This is a genomic window from Pseudomonas yangonensis (assembly GCF_009932725.1).
Classification (GTDB): Bacteria; Pseudomonadota; Gammaproteobacteria; order Pseudomonadales; family Pseudomonadaceae; genus Aquipseudomonas; species Aquipseudomonas yangonensis.
On sequence record NZ_BLJU01000001.1, the window covers coordinates 88,728 to 107,994 of the forward strand.

Annotated in this window: 10 protein-coding genes; 8 read left to right on the forward strand and 2 right to left on the reverse strand. The window is 65.5% G+C overall.

What is annotated here, in order from left to right:
- Nucleotides 1–7 precede the first annotated feature (7 nt).
- The gene (locus GYB81_RS00430; protein ID WP_161864808.1) at nt 8–1,354 is read right to left on the reverse strand and encodes an MATE family efflux transporter; all 1,347 of its coding nucleotides are present in this window, start codon (nt 1,352–1,354) and stop codon (nt 8–10) included.
- A gap of 163 nt (nt 1,355–1,517) precedes the next feature.
- Between GYB81_RS00430 and GYB81_RS00435 the strand changes: the two genes are divergently transcribed.
- From GYB81_RS00435 to GYB81_RS00450, 4 genes are all read left to right on the forward strand, one after another.
- Complete coding sequence (locus GYB81_RS00435) at nt 1,518–6,416, forward strand: alpha-2-macroglobulin family protein (RefSeq protein ID WP_161897697.1); 4,899 nt, start codon at nt 1,518–1,520, stop codon at nt 6,414–6,416.
- Nucleotides 6,417–6,499: 83 nt separating this feature from the next.
- On the forward strand, nt 6,500–7,030 hold the full coding sequence (locus GYB81_RS00440) for an REP-associated tyrosine transposase (protein ID WP_161864810.1): 531 nt from the start codon (nt 6,500–6,502) through the stop codon (nt 7,028–7,030).
- 72 nt (nt 7,031–7,102) lie between these two features.
- Nucleotides 7,103–9,427 carry a peptidoglycan glycosyltransferase PbpC gene (gene pbpC, locus GYB81_RS00445; RefSeq protein ID WP_161897698.1) on the forward strand — a complete coding sequence of 775 codons (2,325 nt, stop codon included), beginning with the start codon at nt 7,103–7,105 and terminating at the stop codon, nt 9,425–9,427.
- Between the two features lie 201 nt (nt 9,428–9,628).
- Nucleotides 9,629–11,560 carry a methyl-accepting chemotaxis protein gene (locus GYB81_RS00450; protein WP_161864812.1) on the forward strand — a complete coding sequence of 644 codons (1,932 nt, stop codon included), beginning with the start codon at nt 9,629–9,631 and terminating at the stop codon, nt 11,558–11,560.
- A gap of 114 nt (nt 11,561–11,674) precedes the next feature.
- Here the strand turns inward: GYB81_RS00450 and GYB81_RS00455 are convergent, their stop codons facing one another.
- Entirely contained in the window at nt 11,675–12,802 is a 1,128-nt protein-coding gene (locus GYB81_RS00455) for a GGDEF domain-containing protein (protein WP_161864813.1), read from the reverse strand.
- A gap of 277 nt (nt 12,803–13,079) precedes the next feature.
- Here GYB81_RS00455 and fdnG point away from each other — a divergent pair, with 277 nt between their 5' ends.
- The 4 genes from fdnG to fdhE all read left to right on the forward strand — a co-directional run bounded on the left by fdnG (nt 13,080) and on the right by fdhE (nt 19,267).
- Entirely contained in the window at nt 13,080–16,151 is a 3,072-nt protein-coding gene (gene fdnG / locus GYB81_RS00460; RefSeq protein WP_161864814.1) for a formate dehydrogenase-N subunit alpha, read from the forward strand.
- A gap of 10 nt (nt 16,152–16,161) precedes the next feature.
- Nucleotides 16,162–17,088, forward strand: a complete 927-nt coding sequence (gene fdxH, locus GYB81_RS00465) for a formate dehydrogenase subunit beta (protein ID WP_161864815.1) — start codon at nt 16,162–16,164, stop codon at nt 17,086–17,088.
- A gap of 9 nt (nt 17,089–17,097) precedes the next feature.
- On the forward strand, nt 17,098–17,730 hold the full coding sequence (locus tag GYB81_RS00470) for a formate dehydrogenase subunit gamma (RefSeq protein WP_161864816.1): 633 nt from the start codon (nt 17,098–17,100) through the stop codon (nt 17,728–17,730).
- 604 nt (nt 17,731–18,334) lie between these two features.
- Nucleotides 18,335–19,267, forward strand: a complete 933-nt coding sequence (gene fdhE / locus GYB81_RS00475) for a formate dehydrogenase accessory protein FdhE (RefSeq protein WP_161897699.1) — start codon at nt 18,335–18,337, stop codon at nt 19,265–19,267.

Sequence of the window (19,267 nt, forward strand, 5' to 3'; positions counted from 1 at the left end):
TCTCTCCTTAAGCAGGGGAAGGGAACCACAGGTCGCGACGGCTCAATTGCCAAGCATAGCCAGCCAATACCAGGCTGCGCAGCCCCATGAATGCCAGAAATGCCAACCACAGCCCGTGGTTGCCCAGACTTTGCAGCCACCAGCCCAGCGGCAGCGTCAACGCCAGGGCGATGAGCATGGCGTCGCGCATCTCGCGGGCGCGGGTGGCGCCGATGAACAGACCATCGAGCAGGTAGCTCCACACCGCCAGCAGAGGCAGCAACGCCAGATAAGGCAGGAAGTTCAGGGCCAGTTCGCGGACCTCGGCAATGTTCGTGAGCATACCGACGAACCAGTACCCGCCGAGCAGGAAGAACAGCGCAAAGCCGGCACTGGCCAGCAGCGACCAGGTGCCGGCCACCAATAGCGAGCGGCGCAGCGCATCGCGGTCCCGCGCGCCAAGGGCATGACCGCACAAGGCTTCGACGGCATGCGCCAGGCCGTCCAGGGCATAAGCGGTCAGGGTCAGGCCATTGAGCAGCAGGGCATTGGCCGCCACCGTGGCATCGCCCAGGCGTGTGCCCTGCACGGTAATCAGGAAGAACACCAGTTGCAGCGCCAGGGTGCGGATGAAGATGTCGCGGTTGACCGCCAGCAGCGGGCGCCAGTTGTTCCAGCGTTTGAGTGCGCTGCCGTCGAGTTGGCCTGGATAGCGAGCCAGTGCGCTGCGGGCCAGCCACAGGCCGAGCAGGGCACCGCTCCATTCGGCAATCACCGAGGCCCAGGCCGCACCGGCCACACCCCATTCGAGGCCGATCACGAACAGCAGATCCAGCGACACGTTGATCAGGTTGGCGCTGAGCAGAATGGCCAGCGGACCGCGCGCGCTCTGGGTGCCCAGCAGCCAGCCGATCAGCGCATAGGTCGCCAGGCTGGCGGGCAGGCCGAACAGGCGAATCTGAAAGTAGTGGCGCGCCAGCTGGTCCAGCTCGGCCGATGGCTGCATCAGGCTCAGCGCGGCGCTGCTGAAGGGCACAGCCAGCAAACCCAGGAGCAAGGCCAGCAACACGCCCAGGCCGAGCCCCTGCAGTAGCACCTGACGCAGGGCGCCGCCGTCCCCGCGGCCGGCAGCCTGTGCGGCAAAACCGGTGCTGCCCATGCGCAGAAACCCCATGGCCCAGGTGAGCAGGGTATAGAGACTGCCACCCACTGCTACGGCCGCCAGCTGGTGAGCATGCGGCAGGTGACCGACCACGGCGGTATCGACCAGCGCCACCATCGGCACCGAGAGGTTGGAGAGAATCATCGGCGCCGCCAGCGCCCAGACCTTGCGCTGGGTTGGGGTGTGGCGCCAGGCCTCGAGCAGGGCGGACATGGACAGCTCCGGAAAAACGCCGATTATAGGCACAGCGCCGGCCTGGCCGCACGGCTCCTCAGGAGTGTGAGTGGCTTGGCGAATTCGTCGGCACGACTCGTCGCCTTCAGGGCGCCTCGGCTATAGTTGTCAGCCTCTGCGCCCCCTGATTCCGGAGCCCGCAATGCCGAACAAAGGACTGCTTCTGGCCTTGGTGCTGACCCTGCTCAGCGCCTGTGATTCCTCTGAACCCCCAGCGACGGTGACCCCCGCTGCCCCCGCGGCGCAACAGCCGCAGGCGCCCAAGCCTGCGGTCGACCGTGACGCGCTGGCCGAGCGTTACGCCGGGCGCGAGCTGGAGGTGGTCGACGTCTCCGAGGTGCAGCTCGATGGCGCCAGCGCGCTGTCGGTGACCTTCTCCATCCCGCTGGACCCCGACCAGCCCTTCGCCGAACGCCTGCATCTGGTTGACAGCGTCTCGGGCAAGGTCGATGGCGCCTGGGAGCTGACAGACAATCTCAGTGAACTGCGCCTGCGTCACCTGGAGCCCAAGCGCAAGCTGTCGTTGACCATCGATGCCGGGCTGAAGTCGATCAACGGCGGCAAGCTCGCTGCCGAGCATGTCAGCCGCTTCGAGACTCGCGATCTGCAGGCCAGCGTCGGTTTCGCCAGCCGTGGATCCCTTCTGCCGACCCGCCTGGCCGAAGGCCTGCCGGTGATCGCGCTGAACGTCGACAAGGTCAATGTCGAGTTCTTCCGCATCAAGCCCGAGGCGCTGCCGAATTTCCTCTCGCGCTGGGGCCGCGCCAGCAACCTGGATACCTGGGAGGCGCGCGAGCTGCTGCCGATGGCCGAGCTGGTCTATGGCGGCCGCTTCGACCTGAACCCGGCGCGCAACACCCGTGAAACCCTGCTCCTGCCCATCGCCGGCCTGGAGCCGTTCAAGCAGCCTGGTGTTTATCTGGCGGTGATGCGCGAGGCTGGCAGTTACAGCTATTCGCAACCGGCCACGCTGTTTTCCCTGAGCGATATCGGCCTCTCCGCGCATCGCTATCGTGACCGTCTGGATGTGTTCACTCAGGCACTGGAAGGTGGCAAGGCGCAGTCCGGGGTGCAGCTGGAACTGCTCGATGGCGACGGTGCGCTGCTCGCCGAAGGCAAGACCGATTCGGCGGGCCATGCGCAGTTGCCGCTGCCGGCAAAGGCCCAGGTGCTGCTGGCCAAGCAGGACGAACAGACCAGCCTGCTGCGCCTGAACACGCCGGCGCTGGATCTGGCCGAGTTCGATATCACCGGCCCCAAGGCGCATGCCCTGCAGTTCTTCGTGTTCGGCCCCCGCGATCTGTACCGCCCCGGCGAGACCGTGCTGCTCAACGGCCTGCTGCGCGATGCCGACGGTAGCCCGGTCAAGGCTCAGCCGGTCAGCGTCGAGGTGCGCCGCCCGGACGAGCAGATCAGCCGCAAGTTCGTCTGGAATGCCGGTGACGACGGTCTTTACCAGTACCAGCTGCCGCTGGCCGAAGAGGCGCCGACCGGTCGCTGGCAGCTGTTGCTGGACCTGGGCGACGGCAGCCCGCAGCTCTATGAATTCCTCGTCGAGGACTTTTTGCCCGAGCGCATGGCCCTGGAACTCAAAGGCCGGGACCAGCCCTACGCGCCGGGCGACAGCGCCGAATTCGCGGTGACCGGGCGTTACCTCTACGGAGCGCCTGCCGCCGGTAATCGCCTGACCGGGCAACTCTACGTGCGCCCGCTGCGTGAGGCGGTGGCGAGCTTGCCGGGCTATCAGTTCGGCGACGTCACCGAAGCCGACCTGAGCCAGGATCAGGAGCTCGACGAGGTCAATCTCGACGACCAGGGCCGCGCCATGCTGCGCCCGGAAAACCGCTGGGGTGACGCCAAGTCGCCGCTGCGTCTGATCCTCCAGGCCAGCCTGCAGGAGTCCGGTGGCCGCCCCATCACTCGCCGCATCGTCCAGCCGGTATGGCCGGCCGACCGCCTGCCGGGCCTGCGTGGCCTGTTCGAAGGCGAGGAAGTCGACGCGGACAGCCTGGCCGAATTCGAAATCCTGGTGGCCGACGCCGCCGGCAACAAGCTGGCGGCCGACAACCTCAACGTGCGCCTGGTGCGCGAGCGCCGCGACTACTTCTGGAGCTTCTCCGACGGAGAAGGCTGGCGTCACAACTACAACGAGAAATTCCTGACCCTCAGCGACGAGCCGCTGAAGGTCGCCGCGGGCGGCACCGCCAAGGTCAGCTTTCCGGTGGAGTGGGGCCCTTATCGGGTCGAGGTAGTGGACAACCAGACCGGGCTGGTCAGCAGCCTGCGCTTCTGGGCCGGCTACCGCTGGCAGGACAACGCCGATGGCGGCGCGGTGCGCCCGGACCAGGTCAAGCTGGCGCTGGATAAACCCGCCTATTCCGCGGGCGATGTGGCCAGGATTACCGTCACCCCGCCCGCTGCCGGTAACGGCTACCTGCTGGTCGAGTCCAGCGAGGGGCCGCTGTGGTGGGAGGAAATCAGCGTGCCGGCCGAGGGCAAGACCTTCGAGCTGCCCATCGACGAGAAATGGGCACGCCACGACCTCTACCTCAGTGCCCTGGTGGTGCGTCCGGGTGAGCGCAAGGCGCAGGTCACGCCGAAACGCGCGGTCGGCCTGCTGCATCTGCCGCTGGAACGTGCTCCGCGCAAGCTGGCGGTGAGCCTGGAGGCGCCAGAGAAGATGCGGCCCAAACAGCCGCTGGAGGTCAAGGTCAGTGCACGTAATGCCGACGGCAGCATTCCCGACAAGGTGCATGTGCTGGTCGCCGCGGTGGACGTGGGCATCCTCAACATCACCAGCTACGCCACGCCTGATCCTTTCGCCACCTTCTTCGGGCGCAAGGCCTATGGCGCCGACCAGCTGGATATCTACGGCCAACTGATCGAGGCCCAGGGGCGCGTCGCCAGCCTGGCCTTCGGTGGTGACGCCGGCCTTGCCGCCGGTGGCAAGCGCCCGGATACCAGCGTGCTGATCGTCGCCCTGCAGAGCGATGCGCTGCAGCTGAACGACAAGGGCGAAGGCGAAGTCAGCCTGGACATTCCCGACTTCAACGGTGAACTGCGCCTGATGGCGCAGGCATGGACCGACGAGCGCTTCGGCATGGCCGAGGCCAAGACGGTAGTCGCGGCGCCGCTGATCGCCGAACTGTCGATGCCGCGTTTCCTTGCCGGTGGTGACGAAACCACCCTGGCGCTGGACCTGACCAACCTGTCCGGCGCCGAGCAGCAGCTCGACGTGCAGGTCGGTGTGGAAGGCCAATTGCGTCTGCTCAACCAGGGCGAAGCGCCGATCCGCCTGAACGATGGTCAGCGCACCACCTTGCGCATTCCTGTGCGCGCCGAAGGTGGCCTGGGGCAGGGGCGTATCCACGTCGAGGTGCAGGGGCTGGTGCTACCGAACGAGACGCTGGGCGACTTCAGCCGCGAGTGGACGCTGGGCATCCGTCCGGCCTACCCGGCGCAGTTGCAACACTTCCGTGCGGTACTGGGGGAGGGCGAGCCCTGGGCCCTGCCGGCCGGTACCTTGAACCAGTTCGAGCCTGCCGGGCTGGAAGCCGTGCTGGCGTTGTCGAGCCGGCCGCCGCTGAACCTCGGCGAGCAGATTCGTGCACTCAAGGCCTATCCGTACGGTTGCCTGGAACAGACCACCAGTGGCCTTTATCCGTCGCTTTATGCCGACGCCGCGAGCCTCAAGCGCCTGGGGCTGGAAGGCGAGCCGGACGAACAGCGGCGCAAGAGCATCGAGCTGGGTATCGAGCGCCTGCTCGGCATGCAGCGGCATAACGGTGGCTTCGGCCTGTGGAGCGCCGAGAGCGAAGAGGAGTACTGGCTCACCGCTTATGTCACCGATTTCCTCCTGCGTGCCCGCGAGCAGGGCTTCGGCGTACCGGCCGAGGCGCTGAAAAAGGCCAATAATCGCCTGCTGCGCTATTTGCAGCAGAGCAGCCTGATCGAGGCCAGTTACAGCCAGGACTTCGCCCACACCCGCTTCGCCGTGCAGGCGTACGCCGGCTACGTTCTGGCGCGCAGCCAGCAGGCACCGCTGGGGGCGCTGCGTAGCCTGTTCGACCGCCGCAACGATGCGCGCTCCGGCCTGCCGCTGGTGCAACTGGCCGCTGCGCTGAAGCTGATGGGCGATGCACCGCGTGCCGAGCAGGCGCTGAACCAGGGGCTGATCCAGCAGCGCGATGGCGAACGCTGGATGGCCGACTACGGCAGCCCGCTGCGCGACCAGGCGCTGATTCTCGCATTGCTCGAGGAGCACGACCTGGCGGCCGGCCAGCGCGAGCAGCGTCTGTTCAACCTGGCCGATGAGCTGGCGGGTCAGCGCTGGCTGTCGACCCAGGAGCGCAATTCGCTGTTCCTCGCCGGGCGCGGCATTCTCGGCAAGCCGGAGCAAGCCTGGAGCGCTGCGCTTGCCAGCGGCGCCTTCCAGTTCGAGCTGAGCAACCAGCAGCCCGGTATCAAGCTGGAGCGTGGCGAGCTGGCCGAGCCGCTTAGCGTGAGCAACGCCGGCAGCGCCAAGCTGTATCAGCAGCTGACCCTGTCCGGTTACCCGAGCCAGGCGCCGCGCGCCGGGGGCGAGAACCTCAGCATCGAGCGCGAGTACCTGGGCATGGACGGCCGTCCGCTCGATCTGCAGCGCCTGGACAGCGGCGAACTGGTGCTGGTGCACCTGGCCGTGCGGGCCCGCCAGCGCGTACCGGATGCACTGGTGGTAGACCTGCTGCCGGCCGGCCTGGAGCTGGAAAACCAGAACCTGGCGCAAAGCGCTGCGAGCCTTGACGACGCCGGCAGCAATGTCAAGGAGTGGCGCCAGTCGATGCAGAACGCGCGGATCAAGCATCAGGAATATCGCGGCGACCGCTACGTGGCAGCAGTGGACGTGGATGATTACGGCACGACCCATCTGCTCTACCTGGCCCGCACAGTGACGCCTGGCAGCTACCGCGTACCGCCACCTCAGGTGGAGTCGATGTACCGGCCGAGCTGGCAGGCACTGGGAAGCGCGCCGTCTTCGCTGGTGGTGAGGGGGCGTTAAAAGCAGCCCAGGATTTCACTCGGGCTACAGATCGCGTAGCCCGGATGCAATCCGGGGTTTTTTCGAGCACAAGGAGGTGCCGAATGGTGAAATACCGCAGAGCCAAGGTAGCCGGCGGCTGTTATTTCTTGACGCTGGCTCTGCAAGACAGACGTAGTGATCTGCTGTTCAAAAACGCGGCGCTTTTACGTCGATGTTTGCAGAATACGCAGGCTCGACTGCCTTTTCGCGTACCTGCATTGGGGGTGCTGCCAGATCACCTTCATATGCTGATGGTGCTACCACCTGATGACGCCGATTTCTCTGCGCGAATCCGTATGCTCAAGGCCTCTTTCGTGGGAGCACTACGCCAACAGGTTGGCAGCGAAGTGCGCACCAACGCCAAAGGCGAGGCTAACATCTGGCAGCGACGTTTTTGGGAACATCTGATCCGTGACGAGCAGGACTACCGCAATCATGTGGATTACATCCATATCAATCCGCTCAAGCATGGCCTGGTCACTCGCGTGCGCGATTGGCCGTTTTCCAGCTTTCATCATTATGTGCGTCAAGGTTTGCTACCCATCGACTGGGCCGGCAGAGCAGACGTCGAGATCGAAGATGCTGGTGAATGAGGTGTTCCCCGGATTTCATCCGGGCTACGCGGTATCTGTAGCCCGGATGCAATCCGGGAGCTTGTGCTGACCATGCGACTCAAGCGCCTACGTCGCTGGCTTATCGTCGCTTGCGTACCCTTAGCCCTGCTCTGGCTAGCCGACCGCCTCTTCCCGCTACCTCTGCCCGAAGACGACCTGGCCCGCGTGGTGCTGGCCGAAGACGGTACGCCGCTGTGGCGTTTCGCCGACCGTGACGGTGTGTGGCGCTACCCGGTGACGCAGGACGAAGTCTCACCTTATTACCTCGAAGCCCTGCTGACCTACGAGGACCGCTGGTTCCGCCAGCACCCCGGGGTCAACCCGCTAGCCCTGGGGCGTGCGGCCTGGCAGAACCTGACCGGCGGGCGTGTGGTGTCCGGCGGCAGTACGCTGTCGATGCAGGTGGCGCGGCTGCTCGATCCGCATGGCCGGGACCTGCCCGGCAAGCTCAAGCAGCTGTGGCGCACCGCGCAGCTGGAATGGCATCTGTCCAAGGATGAAATCCTCACGCTGTATCTGAACCGCGCGCCCTTCGGCGGCACCTTGCAGGGCGTTGCCGCCGCCAGTTGGAGCTATCTGGGCAAGCCCCCAAGCCAGCTCACCCGCGCCGATGCTGCGCTGCTTGCCGTGCTGCCACAGGCGCCCAGCCGCTTGCGCCCGGACCGCCATCCCGAGCGTGCCCAGGCGGCGCGCGACAAGGTGCTCAGGCGCCTGGGCGAGTTTCAGGTGTGGCCGCAGATCCAGGTGGAAGAAGCGCTGGAAGAGCCGGTATTTCTCGCGCCGCGCCGCGAGCCGAGCCTGGCGCCCTTGCTGGCGCGGCGGTTGAACCGTGCCGGCAGCCCGCCGCTGATTCGCACCACCCTCGATGCCGGTTTGCAGCTGCGCCTGGAAGACCTGCTGCTGGGCTGGCGCGCGCGCCTGCCCGAGCGCACCTCGGCGGCGATCCTGGTGGTGGAGCACGAGAGCATGGCGGTGCGCGCCTATCTTGGCTCGGTGGATATCGCTGACACCTCGCGCTTTGGCCACGTCGACATGGTGCGCGCCCTGCGTTCGCCCGGCTCGACGCTCAAACCCTTTCTTTACAGCATGGCGCTGGATGCCGGGCTGATCCACTCCGAGTCGCTGCTGCAGGACGTGCCGCGGCATTACGGCGACTACCGCCCCGGCAACTTCGCCGCCGGCTTCATCGGCCCGGTCTCGGCCAGCGAAGCCCTGGCCACCTCGCTCAACCTGCCCGCCGTGCAGCTGCTCGAAGCCTACGGGCCGAAGCGTTTTGCCGGCGAGCTGCGCAGCGCGGGGCTGCCGATCCGTCTGCCGGCGCTGGCAGAGCCCAACCTGGCGCTGATCCTTGGTGGCGGTGGCTCGCGGCTGGAATCGCTGGTGGCCGGTTACAGCGCCTTCGCCCGCGGTGGTATGGCGGCCCGCCCGCGCCTGCAGCCAGACGATGAATTACGCGAGCGCCGTCTGCTGTCGCCCGGTTCGGCCTGGATCATCCGACGCATCCTCAGCGGCCAGGCTAGGCCGGATCGCGACCCGCGCGCACAGCTGGCACAGCGCCCGACCCTGGCCTGGAAGACCGGCACCAGCTATGGCTTTCGCGACGCCTGGGCCATTGGCGTCGGTCCGCGCCATCTGATCGGCATCTGGATCGGTCGACCGGACGGCACCCCGGTGCCCGGCCAGTTCGGTCTGGCCTCGGCTGCGCCGCTGTTGCTGCAGGTGCATGATCTGCTGGTCAATCGCGATAGCCAGCGCGGCATCGCCGCACCGGCCGATCCGCAGCCGGCCGAGGTTGGCGTGGCCGCCATCTGCTGGCCGCTGGGGCAGCCAATGAGCAGGGACGATCCCAACTGCCGGCGCCTGCGCTTCGCCTGGACGCTGGAGGGCACCACGCCACCGACCTTGCAGGCTGCCGATCAGCCGCTGGGCAGTGGCCTGCGCGAACGTTACTGGGTCAATGCCGAGGGGCAGCGCGTCGGGCCTGCCTGTGCGGGTGCCGAGACGCGTGAGCTGGCGTTGTGGCCGGCGCCACTGGAACCCTGGTTGCCACGTCGGGAGCGGCGCTTGGCGCGTTTGCCTGCTGTCGATCCGAGTTGTCCACCGCCAGGCAGCAGCCAGGTAGCGCCCCTTTCCATTGTCGGCGTGCGCGATGGTGATCGCTTGCGCCGGCCGCAGGGCAATCATGAACCGCTGCGCCTCAGCCTTTCGGCTCTGGGCGGCAATGGCCGACGCTGGTGGTTTGTCGATGGTCAGCCACTGGGTGACAGTGCTCAGGATGCGCCCTTCAGCCATGCCTTCGACAGCGGCAGGCACCAGCTCAGTGTGCTCGACGAAGGCGGCCAGACCGCTCGTCTGGAATTCAGCGTAGGGCCCTGACTGGATTCGCTGGCGAAGCTGCAAGCCGCGGCCGCTCTGTTCCGAGCGCCCGGCTAGCGCAGCGAATCATCCGGTATTGGTGAATAAAGCTTGGTCATGAACCGCCGATATGGAATCTGGCGGTAACCTATTTGCAATTTGTGTACATTTTTGTATCCAATTGTCCGGCCAAACTCCAAACCACCACCGGGAGAAGCTTCCATGCGCCTCTGGCAACGCAGTATTCAGTGGCAATTGATCCTCAGCATGGGTGCGGCCCTGTTGGCCAGCATTCTCATCGTCGTCGGCATCTACTCCGCGGTGGTCGACCGCCTGACCGAGCGCTACCTGATCGATGAAGCGCTGCCAGCTCGGGTGCTGGCGATCCGTAACGACCTGGAACGCGTGCTTACCGCGCCGATCACCGCCAACGCCTCCATTGCCGAGAACAGTCTGGTGCAGGACTGGCTGGCTGCAGGTGAGGACGCCGCGCGACGTGACGAGTTCGCCCGTTATCTCGAAGGCGTGCGTGCACAGCAGAACGCCATGACCACGTCCATCGTTGCCCTGGCCAGCGGCAACTACACCACTGGCGAAGGCCTGATGCGCACGCTCGACCGCAATCAGGCGGAGAACCAGTGGTTCTATCGCCTGGTCGACGGTGATCGTGATCGCGTGCTGGAAATCGACATCGACAAGACCACGCGCCTGCCCACGCTGTTCATCAATCAGCGCATCAAGCGTGGCGGCAAGACGCTCGGTGTCGCCGGCCTCGGCTACGACCTGGCGGACATGTCGAGAATGATCAGCGACTTTCGCTTCGGTGAGCGCGGGCAGGTATTTCTGATCGACAGCCAGGGCAACGTCAAGGTGCACCCGCGTTCCGAGCTGAGCGGCAATGGCAAGCTTGATGAGCTGTTCGGTGCCGATGCCAGCCGCCAGGTGCTCAGCGGCGACAGCCGTGCGGTGCGCTTCGAACGCGATGGCGAGACCTTTCTTGCCGTGGCGCAGAAATTCGCCAGTATCGACTGGTTGCTGGTCAGCCAGGTGCCGGAGGCCGAAGTCTACGCCGAGGCGCGTCAGGCGCTGCTGATGACCAGCCTGATCGGCGTGGCTGTGGCGCTGTTGTTCCTTGGCCTGGTGGTGCTGCTGGCGCGTGGCCTGGTACGGCCGATCCGTCAGGTGACCCAGGCCCTGGTGGAAATCGGTGGGGGTGGTGGTGATCTGACACGGCGCCTCGATGAATCGCGGGCTGACGAACTGGGCGATCTGGCCCGTGGCTTCAACCGTTTTCTCGCCAGCCAGCGTGACCTGATCGGCGATGTGCTGGCCACCAGCGAGCGGCTGCGTACCGCGGTCAGCCAGGTCGCGCGGGTGGTGGAGAACACCGCCGGACGCGCGGGCCAGCAGCAGGAAATGACCGATATGGTGGCCACCGCCGTGAACGAGATGGGCCTGACCGTGCAGGAAATCGCGCGTAACGCCAGCGATGCTGCACAGTCCTCGCACAGCGCCCGCGAGGAAGCGCAGAGTGCGCGTCAGGTGGTCGGGCAGTCCATCGCCCATATCGAACGGATGTCCGCCGACATCGGCAGTGCCGCCGAGGCGGTGAGCGAGCTGGCCGAGCAGGTCGCCTCCATCGACCAGGTGCTGGCGGTGATCCGTGGCATCTCCGAGCAGACCAACCTGCTGGCGCTCAATGCCGCCATCGAGGCGGCGCGGGCCGGAGAAATGGGGCGCGGTTTTGCGGTCGTGGCTGACGAAGTGCGCACCCTGGCCAGCCGTACCCAGGCCTCGACCGACGAGATCCAGCAGATGATTCAGCGCCTCAAGCAGGGCGCGGAAACCGCAGTCAGCTCGATGCATGCCGGCCAGTCGGCTACCAGCACCGGCGTCGAATCCAGTCAGCGTACAGGCCAGTCGCTCGGGGCGATCACTTCGCAAGTCGAGCGCATCAGCGACATGAACACCCAGGTGGCCGCAGCCACCGAAGAGCAAAGCTCGGTGACCGAGGAGATCAACCGCAACGTGCAGGGCATCGCCGACCTGGCACATGCCACCGCCGGTGAAGTGCACGCCTGTCGTGAGGATTGCCAGACGCTGAGCCGCCTGGCCGAGGACCTGACCGTGCAAATGGGCAAGTTCCGCCTTTAGGCTTGACGGTTTTCAACGGTGTGGTGCGCAGCGATTAGCGCCGACGATCTGCTGGGGCGCGCAGCCTGGTCGGCCCCCAGCCAAAGGCCTGCCTGATGCCGAGGCAGGCGGGCCTCAATGATCGGCCGCCACCAGTCTGTTGCGGCCCTCACGCTTGGCGCGGTAAAGCGCCTCGTCGACGCGCTTGAAGAAGGCGTCGGCGTCGCCATCGTGGCGGCTGCTGAAACAGCCGACGCCGAGGCTGGTGGTCAGCGCCAGGTGCTGACCGGCCAATAGCAGGCCTTCGCTTTCCAGCTCCTGACGAAACTGCTCGGCCAGATCCAGGGCCTGGGCCAGCGGGGTGCCCGGCAGCAACACACCGAACTCCTCGCCGCCCAGGCGCAGCAGCGCGTCGCCATCGCGGCGAAACACCTTGCGCATGCGCTCGGCGAAGGCACTCAGGCAGGCGTCGCCTCCGGCGTGGCCGCGTTCGTCGTTGACCTTCTTGAAGAAATCGATGTCCATCAGCACCAGCGACAGTGGCTCGCCCTGGCGCACCGCGTTGGCCACCAGGCTGGGGAACAGGTTGTTGAATTGATAGCGGTTACCCAGCTGGGTCAGGCTGTCGGTGCGACTGAGCAGGTCGAGCTGGCTCTGCTGTTCCAGCAGCTTTAGCTCGAGGTCCAGGGTGGCGCGGTATTCACGATGATTGCGACCGAGCACCAGGACCAGATAACCAAGGTAAAAGGCCAGGGTGGTAAACATTGCGTACTGTTGCTGCCAGTTAAGGGCCATGACAGCCAGGCCTGGCAGGTAGAGCAGCCCCAGCGCCAGCAGCGCGCGACCGCGGCGCATGGCGAAGTTGAAGGTCATCGCCGTGCTGAATGCCACCGTGGCGAGGGTGGCGACCATTTCCGAATCGCTATAGGCGTCGCTGTAAAGGGCCAGGGCGTGGGCCTGGCCCCAGCACAGCGCGGTCAGGAGGATCAGCCCCCAGTGACGATCCAGCCAGCGCTGTAACTGTTCGGGGCTGTCGAGGTCATCGGGACGATGCAGCAGACGCGCAGCGAGAAGTGCGGCGAACAAGGCGCAACCCAGCACGCCGCTGAAGACCTGTTCGGCCGGGGCGGCGCTGAAAATCCAGGTCAGCAGCCAGGCGAGCAGGTAGAAGACGCCCCCCAGGCGCGTGCGAATGCGGGTGTCGTCCACCTCGCGCCATAAGGCGAAGGTGCTGGGCTGGTGCGGTACTTCGGCGTCGGTCATGGTTTTCGGTCCACAGTCGCCGGCAACCAGCGTCCGGGCCGTTGGAGCGACGTCAAAACTTCTCCAAAAGCTTCTGTGATCACAGAAGTCACTTGCCGAGCATAGCGGTTTTTGGGATTGCTCGGATGTCTAAATGCCACTATCTGTTTGCCGCTCGTCGTTCTCGATCTCGCCAACGCCGCGGCGAGCTGGCTGGCGAACGTGACGCGATGGTCTAGGCTTGATAACGATGCGCCCGGCAACGCACCGGGCGTCAGCCTGATTTGGGAGACCTACGATGGACATGAACCGTCGACAGTTCTTCAAGGTCTGCGGTGTAGGCCTTGGAGCATCGAGCCTGGCGGCTCTGGGAGTCGCGCCCCCGGAAGCCTTCGCCGACCAGGTGCGGCACTTCAAACTGACCAGCACCACGGAAACCCGCAACACCTGCCCCTACTGCTCGGTCGGGTGCGGCCTGATCCTCTACAGCCAGGGGGATGCGGCCAAGAACGTGGCGCAGAACATCATCCATATCGAGGGCGACGCCGACCATCCGGTCAACCGCGGCACCCTCTGTCCCAAGGGCGCAGGCCTGCTGGACTTCGTCCACAGCCCCAACCGCCTGAAGTATCCGCAAGTACGCGAAGCCGGCTCCAACGAGTGGAAGCGTATCGACTGGGACGAAGCGCTGGATCGCATCGCCCGGCATGTGAAGGCCGACCGCGACGCCAATTTCATCGAGAAGAACGAGCAGGGCCAGACGGTCAACCGCTGGCTGAGCTCGGGCTTTCTGGCCGCCTCGGCATCGAGCAACGAGGCTGGCTACATCACCCACAAGGTGGTGCGTTCCCTTGGCATGCTGGGGTTCGATAACCAGGCACGTGTCTGACATGGCCCGACGGTGGCAAGTCTTGCCCCGACGTTTGGCCGTGGAGCCATGACCAACCACTGGACCGACATCAAGAATGCCGATCTGGTGCTGATCATGGGCGGCAATGCCGCCGAGGCCCACCCCTGTGGCTTCAAATGGGTGACCGAAGCCAAGGCGCACAACAAGGCCAAGCTGGTGGTGGTCGATCCGCGCTTCACTCGCTCGGCTTCCGTGGCCGACTTCTATGCGCCGATCCGTACCGGTACCGATATCGCCTTCCTCGGTGGGTTGATCAACTACCTGCTGGAGAACGACAAGATCCAGCATGAGTACGTGCGCAACTACACCGACGTCAGCTTCGTGGTGCGCGAGGACTATGCCTTCGAAGACGGCATGTTCAGCGGCTACAACGCCGAGATGCGGCGCTACGACAAGAGCAGTTGGGGCTATGAGATCGGTGAAGACGGTTACGCCGTGGTCGATCCGACGCTCACCCACCCGCGCTGCGTGTTCAACCTGCTGAAGAAGCACTACAGCCGTTACACGCCGGATCTGGTCAGCAGCATCTGCGGCACACCCAAGGCGCAGATGCTGCAGGTGTGGGAAACCGTCGCCGAATGCTCGGCACCGGGCAAGGTCATGACCATCATGTATGCCCTGGGCTGGACCCAGCACTCGGTGGGTTCGCAGATGATCCGTACCGGCGCCATGCTGCAGTTGCTGCTGGGCAACATCGGCATGCCGGGTGGCGGCATGAATGCCCTGCGTGGTCACTCCAACATCCAGGGCCTGACGGACCTCGGCCTGCTCTCCAATCTGCTGCCGGGCTACCTCAGCCTGGCGCTGGACGCCGAGCAGGATTATGCCGCCTACATCGCCAGGCGCTCGCCCAAGCCGCTGCGGCCGGGGCAGTTGTCCTACTGGCAGAACTACGAAAAGTTCCACGTCAGCCTGATGAAGGCCTGGTACGGCAAGAACGCCACGGCGGAGAACAACTGGGGCTTTGACTGGTTGCCCAAGCTGGATGTGCCCGGCTACGACGTGCTCAAGGTCTTCGACATGATGTACGAGGGCAAGGTCAACGGTTACTTCTGCCAGGGCTTCAATCCCATCGCCTCGTTCCCCGACAAGGCCAAGGTCAGCGCTGCGCTGGCCAAGCTCAAGTACCTGGTGATCATGGACCCGCTGGCCACCGAGACCTCGGAGTTCTGGCGCAATGCCGGCGAGTTCAACGACGTCGACACCGCCAGCATCCAGACCGAAGTGTTCCGCCTGCCCACCACCTGCTTCGCCGAGGAGGACGGCTCGCTGGTCAACAGCGGACGCTGGCTGCAGTGGCACTGGAAGGGCGCCGAACCGCCCGGCCAGGCACGCACCGACATCGCCATCATGGCCGGGCTGTTCCATCGCTTGCGCCAGGCCTACGCCACCGAGGGCGGGGCCTTCCCCGATCCGATCCTCAACCTCGACTGGTCGTACCTGAAACCGGACGAGCCCGGGCCGGACGAGATCGCCCGCGAGTTCAACGGCAAGGCTCTGGAAGATCTCCATGACCCGGCCACCGGGGCGTTGCAGGCCAAGGCCGGCGAGCAGCTCAGTGGTTTCGGCCTGCTGCGCGCGGATGGCTCCACCGCCAGTGGTTGCTGGATCTTCTGCGGTTCGTGGACGGCGCAGGGTAACCAGATGGCGCGGCGCGACAACGCCGACCCCTACGGTATGGGCCAGACGCTTGGCTGGGCCTGGTCCTGGCCGGCCAACCGACGCATTCTCTACAACCGTGCCTCGGCCGACCCCAGCGGCAAGCCGTGGGACGTCGAGAAGAAGCGTCTGGTGTGGTGGAACGGCAAGGCCTGGGGCGGCACCGACGTGCCCGACTTCAAGGCCGACTCGCCGCCGGCCGAGGGCATGAACCCTTTCATCATGAACCCTGAAGGGGTGGCGCGCCTGTTCGCCGTGGACAAGATGGCCGAAGGCCCATTCCCCGAGCACTACGAGCCGTTCGAGACGCCGATCGGGCGCAACCCGATGCACCCGGACAATGCGCTGGCCATCAGCAACCCGGCGGCGCGGGTGTTCAAAGCCGATATGGCGATGCTGGGCAAGGCGGACGCCTTCCCCTATGCCGCCACCACTTACCGCCTGACCGAGCACTTCCACTTCTGGACCAAGCACTGTCGGCTCAACGCCATTACCCAGCCCGAGCAGTTCGTCGAGATCGGCGAGGCGCTGGCCAGGGAGCTGGGCATCGTCGCCGGCGAGCGGGTCAAGGTGTCGTCCAACCGTGGCTATATCAAGGCGGTGGCGGTGGTGACCAAGCGCATCAAGCCGCTGACCGTGGACGGCAAAACCGTGCATCAGATCGGCATCCCGCTGCACTGGGGCTTCGCCGGTGTGGCGCGCAACGGTTACCTGACCAACACCCTGACGCCCTTCGTCGGCGACGGCAACACGCAGACCCCGGAATTCAAGTCGTTCCTGGTCAACGTGGAAAAGGCATAGGAGCAGCGCCATGGCCTCACAAGACATCATCGCCCGCTCCGCCACCACCACGCCGATGCCCTCCGTACGGCAGGTCGGCGAGGTGGCCAAGCTCATCGACGTTTCCAAATGCATCGGCTGCAAGGCCTGTCAGGTGGCGTGCTCGGAATGGAACGACCTGCGTGACGACGTCGGTCAGAACCACGGCACCTACGACAACCCGACCGACCTCACCGCCAGCTCCTGGACGGTGATGCGCTTCACCGAGCACGAGGACGAAGCTGGCAAGCTGGAATGGCTGATCCGCAAGGATGGCTGCATGCACTGCGCCGAGCCCGGCTGCCTGGCGGCGTGCCCGAGCCCGGGCGCGATCATCCAGTACGCCAACGGCATCGTCGACTTCAATCAGGACAAGTGCATCGGCTGCGGCTATTGCATCACCGGTTGCCCGTTCAACATCCCACGCATCTCGCAGAAGGATCACAAGGCCTACAAGTGCAGCCTGTGTTCCGACCGCGTTGCCGTCGGTATGGAACCGGCCTGCGTGAAGACTTGCCCGACCGGCGCCATCGTCTTCGGCACCAAGGAGGCGATGAAGGAGCATGCCGATGGGCGCATTGCCGACTTGAAGTCACGCGGTTACGACAACGCCGGTTTGTACGATCCTGATGGCGTCGGTGGTACCCACGTGATGTACGTACTGCATCACGCCGACCAGCCGTCGCTCTATGCCGGCCTGCCGAACGAGCCGAGCATCAGCCCGCTGGTGTCGTTATGGAAGGGCGTGACCAAGCCGCTCGGTCTGCTGGCCATGGGCGCCACGGCGCTGATCGGGTTCTTCCACTACATCCGCGTCGGGCGCAACCGCGTGGAGGAGGACGAGCCCGTGACCGGTGACACTGCCGTGCATCAGGTCGACCCAGCCGTGCACACCTATGATCCGAACCAGCGGCCGTAGGAGACCAGCATGAAACACGATATCCAACGCTACACGGCCGGCGAACGCAGCAACCACTGGGTGGTGGCGATCCTCTTCGTCCTCGCCGGCTTGTCCGGCCTGGCGCTGTTCCACCCGTCGATGTTCTGGCTCAGCAACCTGTTCGGCGGCGGGGTGTGGACGCGCATTCTGCATCCCTTCCTCGGCCTGGCCATGTTCCTGTTCTTCCTCTGGCTGGTGATGCGCTTCGCCGGGCACAACCGCCTCGAGGCGCGCGATCGCCAGTGGCTGGCGCAATGGCGTGACGTGATCAGCAACCGTGAGGAGCGCCTGCCGCCGGTGGGGCGTTACAACGCGGGGCAAAAGCTGCTGTTCTGGGTATTGCTGCTGTGCATGCTGGTGTTGCTGGCCACAGGCATCGTCATGTGGCGCCAGTACTTCAGCCACCTGTTCGGTATCGAGCTGATCCGCCTGGCCTCGCTGCTGCACGCCGCGGCGGCCTGGGGCTTGATCATCTGCATCGTCGTGCACATCTACGCCGGCATCTGGGTCAAGGGCTCCATCGGCGCCATGCTCAATGGCTGGGTCAGCCGCGGCTGGGCGCGCAAGCACCATGCCGCCTGGTACGAGGAAGTCAGCAAAGACAGCCACAAGCGCCACTGAATGATGACTGTATCGCGGCTGAAGCCGCTCCTACGGGATGTCGTTTCATGTAGGAGCGGCTTCTGCCGCGTAGCCAGATGCAATCCGGGGCGCGCTCTGCTTTTGTGGGAGGGGCTTTAGCCGCGACAGCCCACACCCGTAGGAGCGGCTTCAGCCGCGATAAAAGCTCGCCGCTAAAGCGCCTCCCACGCCACCGGGCTCCGCGTAGCCCGGATGTAATCTCGGGGCGCGCTCTGCTTTTGTGGGGGGCTTTAGCCGCGACAGCCCACACCCGTAGGAGCGGCTTCAACCGCGATAAAAGCTCGCCGCTAAAGCGCCTCCCACGCCACCGGGCTCCGCGTAGCCCAGATGCGATCCGGGGCGCGCTCTGCTTTTGTGGGAGGGGCTTTAGCCGCGACAGCCCATACCCGTAGGAGCGGCTTCAGCCGCGATCAACGCGCGCCACTAAATCACCTCCCGCTGCAACCGTGCACACCGTCTCGTATCCAGATGCAATCCGCGACCACGCCCAGCCAACCTCAACTCTGCAACCGGCAAACCCCTCCAGCCTGGTCTAGGCTGATCACGAGCCATATTCACGGGAGCAGTCCCTAAGGAGTCCTGCGTGTCAGGCCAGATTCTCGAGCCGGGGCAGATCGAAGCCGCGGCCAACATCCCGCCTTTTCTCCACCTGCCCGAGCCCGACCTGTTCGGCCGCCGCGCCCGGCGCCTGCGTAGCCTGGCGGCCGATCATCCGCTGGCGGCCTACCTGCTGTTGATGGCCGATCTGTGCGAGGCGCAGCAGCGTGTACTGGATGCGCCACCGCCCTTGCCCGGCCCATCGGCCGAAGCCCTGGCGCGCAGTTTCGAGCACCGCATGCCGCCGCTGGCATTCGACACCCTGGTACGCGGCGATGCCTGGCAGCCCGCCCTCGACGCCTTGCTGGCCGGGATCAAGGCCGACGGTAATCCGTCGGTACGTGCCGCCCTGGCAGGCTTGCGCGAGGCCGATAGCGGCCAGCGCAAGGCCTGGGCCATTGCCTTGCTGGGTGGCCAGTTCGATCTGCTGCCGGCGGCGCTGGTGCCGTTTCTCGGCGCCGCCCTGCAGGTCGCCTTCAGCCACTGGCTGCTGGCACTGCCCAGCGAGCGGTTGGTGGAAACCTCCAGCCAGACCCTGTGCCCGGCCTGCGGCTCGCCAGCGGTGGCCGGCATGCTGCGCCATCGCGGCAAGTACGCCGGGCTGCGCTACCTGAGCTGCTCGCTGTGTGCCTGCGAATGGCACCACGTGCGGGTCAAGTGCAGCCATTGCGAATCCTCCAAGCACCTGGCCTACCTGTCGCTCGAGCGTGAGGGCGTGGCGCCCGAGCGCGCGGCGATCCGCGCCGAGACCTGCCCGAGCTGCCAGAGCTACCTGAAACAGTGCTATCTGGAGTTCGACGATCAGGCCGATGCTGTCGCCGATGATCTGGCCAGTCTCGATCTGGACATGCGCCTGAGTGAGGAGGGACACCTGCGCCGGGCGCCGAACCTGCTGCTGGCACCCGGCAGTTCCGACTGA

Coding starts and splice junctions, on each gene's coding strand:
- GYB81_RS00430 (WP_161864808.1), bottom strand. CDS start 1,354: ATGTCCGCCCTGCTCGAGGCCTGGCGCCACACCCCAACCCAGCGCAAG.
- GYB81_RS00435 (WP_161897697.1), top strand. CDS start 1,518: ATGCCGAACAAAGGACTGCTTCTGGCCTTGGTGCTGACCCTGCTCAGC.
- GYB81_RS00440 (WP_161864810.1), top strand. CDS start 6,500: ATGGTGAAATACCGCAGAGCCAAGGTAGCCGGCGGCTGTTATTTCTTG.
- pbpC (WP_161897698.1), top strand. CDS start 7,103: ATGCGACTCAAGCGCCTACGTCGCTGGCTTATCGTCGCTTGCGTACCC.
- GYB81_RS00450 (WP_161864812.1), top strand. CDS start 9,629: ATGCGCCTCTGGCAACGCAGTATTCAGTGGCAATTGATCCTCAGCATG.
- GYB81_RS00455 (WP_161864813.1), bottom strand. CDS start 12,802: ATGACCGACGCCGAAGTACCGCACCAGCCCAGCACCTTCGCCTTATGG.
- fdxH (WP_161864815.1), top strand. CDS start 16,162: ATGGCCTCACAAGACATCATCGCCCGCTCCGCCACCACCACGCCGATG.
- GYB81_RS00470 (WP_161864816.1), top strand. CDS start 17,098: ATGAAACACGATATCCAACGCTACACGGCCGGCGAACGCAGCAACCAC.